This is a genomic window from Microbacterium sp. Bi128, assembly GCF_918698205.1.
This window is the reverse complement of record NZ_CAKKMM010000458.1, coordinates 1-3,558: the sequence shown is the minus strand read 5'-3', so window position 1 is coordinate 3,558 and position 3,558 is coordinate 1. Positions and strand designations below refer to the sequence as shown.

Below are 3,558 nucleotides of genomic sequence, written 5' to 3'. Positions count from 1 at the left end.
CGTTCCGGGCCTCATGCATTCAGTCTCCAGCTTGGTTAGGGAGCCCGCATGAGCACCGGCCCTGCTGAAAAACCCACCGTGGACGTCCACGCCCACATCCTGCTTCCGGCCCTGCAGCAATTGGTGGCCGAAGCTGATCCCGAGGGCTTCGGCGCTCAACAGGCTCTGGAAGTCCGGCGCAACGGACCAGAGTCGATGGCCGCTTCGGGAAAAATGATCAAGGAGCGCTGGCCGCAGCTGACGGACCTGGACCGCCGTCTTGCGGACATGGACGCCCAAGGCGTGGACGTGCAGCTCGTCTCGCCGTCGCCGTCGCACTTCTACTATTTCGCCGCGGAAGAGCTGGCCCTGCAGGTTGCCAGGGCCGCCAACCAGGCGGTGCGGGAGTTCGTGGCCCACGCCCCGGAACGGCTGAACGGCCTGGGCCTGGTCCCGCTGCAGCACCCTTCCTTGATGGTCGAAGCCCTGGAACACGCCATGCTGGAGTGCGGGTTGCTAGGCGTGGAAATCGGCTCGTTCGCCGCCACCCCCGCCGACCCGGAGCGCAGCACCGTTGAGCTGTCCGACCCCAGGCTGGAACCGTTCTGGAGCCGGGCCGAGGAGCTTGGTGCCCTGGTCTTCCTGCACCCGTTCGGCTGCTCGCTGGACGAGCGGCTGGACCGCTTCTACCTCGCCAACACCGTCTCCCAGCCCGCGGAAAACGCGGTGGCCCTGTCCCACCTGATCTTCAGCGGTGTCCTGGACCGGCACCCGAGCCTGTTGGTTCTGGCCGCGCACGGCGGCGGCTACCTTCCCACCAGCCTTGGCCGCTCCGATCACGCCTGGAGGGTCCGGCCGGAGGCACGCGGCTGTGCTGAGCCGCCGTCGTCGTATGTGAAGAAGCTGTTCTTCGACTCCCTGGTCCACAGCCCGGCTGAACTGCGGGCGCTCGTGGCCGCCGCTGGCCCGGGGCAGGTGCTGCTGGGCTCGGACTACCCGTTCGACATGGGCTCCGACCGCCCCGTGGCCGAGGTCATCGAGGCACAGCTTTCCGCCGAGGACGAGGCCAGGGTGCTGGCCGGCAACGCCGCTGCCCTGGGCATCACGCCCGCTTCCATCCTCACCGCCCGCCGCACAGCCTAAGGACGTTCTTATGGTCAAGATTGCTCGCTGGAACCACGACGGCGGGACGCAGTCCGGCTTCGTCGACGGCGGTAACTGCTATGCCCTGCCCGCAGGCCAGACGGTTCAGACACTCCTGGAAGCAGGGCTCGAGGCGACCCTGGGTTTGGCCCGGCGGATCATCGGGTCTGGCCCGGCCGTTCCGCTGGCGGACGTGCAGCTGCTCGCCCCACTGGCGCCCGCCACCATCCGGGATTTTGTCGCGTTCGAGGAACACGTCGAAGGCGTGCGGAAGAGCATCGACGGCGTGGCCGGCGTGGTGCCCGAATGGTACGAGGCGCCCACCTTTTACTTCACCAACCCGCATACGGTGACCGGCACCGGCGAGGTGATTGGTATTCCGGCGGGCTGCGAGGACCTGGACTTCGAGACCGAGGTAGCCGCCGTCGTCGGGCGCGTCCCCGGAAGCGACGGCCGGAACCTGACTGCAGCGGAGGCGCACCGGCACATTTTCGGCTACACCGTCCTCAACGACTGGTCGGCGCGGGACCTGCAGCGCCGGGAGATGAGAGTCAGCCTGGGGCCGTGCAAGGGCAAAGACTTCGCCAATACGCTGGGGCCTTGGATTGTCACCGCGGATGAGTTCGAGGACCTGCACGACGCCGAGGGGTTCCTGCCGATCTCCATGGCCGTGGAAGTCAACGGGAAAGCCATCGGCCAGGACCTGCTGTCCAATATAGGTTGGCCGTTCGCCGAGCTAGTGGCCTACGCCTCGCAGGACTCCGTGGTCCGGCCCGGCGATGTGCTGGGCTCCGGCACCTGCGGCAGCGGTTGCCTCGCGGAGCTCTGGGGACGGAACGGCGCGAAGACTCCCCCGCCGCTGAAGACGGGAGACATGGTCCGCATGACGGTGGAAGGCATCGGGACCATAGAGAACACGGTAGGTGAACGCCGTAACGCCGGGACTCTGGTGCGTGCCCGGCAGCGTCCGCGCAACCGGGTTGCCGCTGCGGTTACGTCCGGTATCTAGGGTGCTCTCCCTTCAGCTCGATGGCCGGACCGTGGTGGTCACCGGCGCTGGCCAGGGCCAGGGCGCTGCCGAGGCGCGCATGCTGGTGGAGGCCGGGGCCCGCGTCATTGCCACAGACCTCGCAGCGGACATACCGGCCGAGCTGGCCGCCGTGTCATCGTCTTCGGCCGGTGCGCTGGTGTACCGGCAGCTGGACGTCAGCGATGCCTCCGGCTGGTCCGATCTCGCTTCCTGGATCGAGTCCCAGGGGTGGCAGGTGGACGGGCTGGTCAACAATGCGGGCATCACCCAGCGGAGCCGGTTGCTGGATGCCTCTGTGGCTGACCTGCAGCGCGTCTATGAAGTCAATGTCGCCGGAAGCTTGCTGGGGATCCAGGCGCTCGCACCGCTGATGGGCAGTGCCGCATCCATCGTCAATGTCGGTTCCGTCGCAGGCCTGACCGCGCACTATCCGGTGGCCTATACCGCCAGCAAGTGGGCGTTGCGGGGCCTCTCGCAGGTGGCGGCCATGGAACTCGGCCCGCGGGGGATCCGCGTTAATACTGTCCATCCGGGCTTCATCGAAACGCCCATGACGGCGAGCGCTAAGCCGGAATTCAGGCAGGCCACCCTGGCCGAGACCCCGCTGGGCCGCACTGGAAGCGTGGAGGAAGTGGCCGGCGTCGTGCTGTTCCTCCTCAGCCCGCTCTCGTCCTTCGTGACCGGCGCCGAGATCCCGGTGGACGGCGGCCAGTCGGGCCACGGCGGAGCAAAGTCTGTCTCCGACGCCATGCGCTGACGCGGTGCACGATTCCAACTAGCCCGGCAGCACGGCCGACCAGCCGCCGTCGACCATCAGGTTGGCGCCCGTCACGTATGACGCTTCGTCGGAGGCCAGGAACAGCGCGCATTTGGCCACTTCTTCCGGCGTGCCGATCCGGCCCAACGGGATGCTGCCGGCGATGGACCGCATGGGGTGGTCGGCGGCCAGGAGGTTGCCCTCGGTCGCTGCGGTGCGGATCATTCCGGGGCTGACAGTATTGACGCGGAGTCCATGCGGAGCCCCTTCGGCCGCGAGCTGCCTGGTCATGGCCACCACGGCCCCCTTCGTGGCGGTGTGGGCCAGCCGGCCGTTGGTCATGGAACCGGTAACTCCTGCCGTGGATCCCACCAGCACGATGGCGGCGTCCCGCACCCGGATCAGTTGTGGCCAGAAGTATTTGACCGGCAGGAACACCACATCCATCTCGTGTTCGACATTCCACTTCCAGTCGGCAAACGTGAGCTGCTCCACCGGGGCGAAGCGGGTGACCGCCGCGTTGGCATACAGGATGTGCACCTGGCCGTGGTTTGCGGCTACGTCCTGCGCCCATGCCGCCACAGCGGCCTCGTCTGTGAGGTCAACCCGGCTGCTGCTCATCCGGCCCCCGGCGGCGGTGACCTGGCGG

At 67.7% G+C, this 3,558-nt stretch carries 4 protein-coding genes; 3 read left to right on the top strand and 1 reads right to left on the bottom strand.

Features of this window, described 5'->3' with window-relative positions:
* Nucleotides 1-48: 48 nt before the first annotated feature.
* From LQV45_RS20965 to LQV45_RS20955, 3 genes are read left to right on the top strand one after another with little or no spacing between them, the layout of a single operon-like run.
* Nucleotides 49-1,122, top strand: a complete 1,074-nt coding sequence (locus LQV45_RS20965; protein ID WP_230008667.1) for an amidohydrolase family protein — start codon at nucleotides 49-51, stop codon at nucleotides 1,120-1,122.
* Nucleotides 1,123-1,132: 10 nt separating this feature from the next.
* Nucleotides 1,133-2,131, top strand: a complete 999-nt coding sequence (locus LQV45_RS20960; RefSeq protein WP_230008666.1) for a fumarylacetoacetate hydrolase family protein — start codon at nucleotides 1,133-1,135, stop codon at nucleotides 2,129-2,131.
* A gap of 31 nt (nucleotides 2,132-2,162) precedes the next feature.
* Nucleotides 2,163-2,909: an SDR family NAD(P)-dependent oxidoreductase gene (locus LQV45_RS20955; protein ID WP_308288908.1), complete on the top strand. Its 747-nt coding sequence runs from the start codon at nucleotides 2,163-2,165 to the stop codon at nucleotides 2,907-2,909.
* An 18-nt stretch (nucleotides 2,910-2,927) separates the two neighbouring features.
* Here LQV45_RS20955 and LQV45_RS20950 read toward each other — a convergent pair.
* Nucleotides 2,928-3,558: SDR family NAD(P)-dependent oxidoreductase (locus LQV45_RS20950; RefSeq protein WP_230008664.1), on the bottom strand; the 631-nt coding region annotated here is incomplete at its 5' end.

Excerpts from the sequence above, each read along its gene's own strand:
- LQV45_RS20965 (WP_230008667.1), top strand. The coding sequence starts at position 49 with ATGAGCACCGGCCCTGCTGAAAAACCCACCGTGGACGTCCACGCCCAC.
- LQV45_RS20960 (WP_230008666.1), top strand. The coding sequence starts at position 1,133 with ATGGTCAAGATTGCTCGCTGGAACCACGACGGCGGGACGCAGTCCGGC.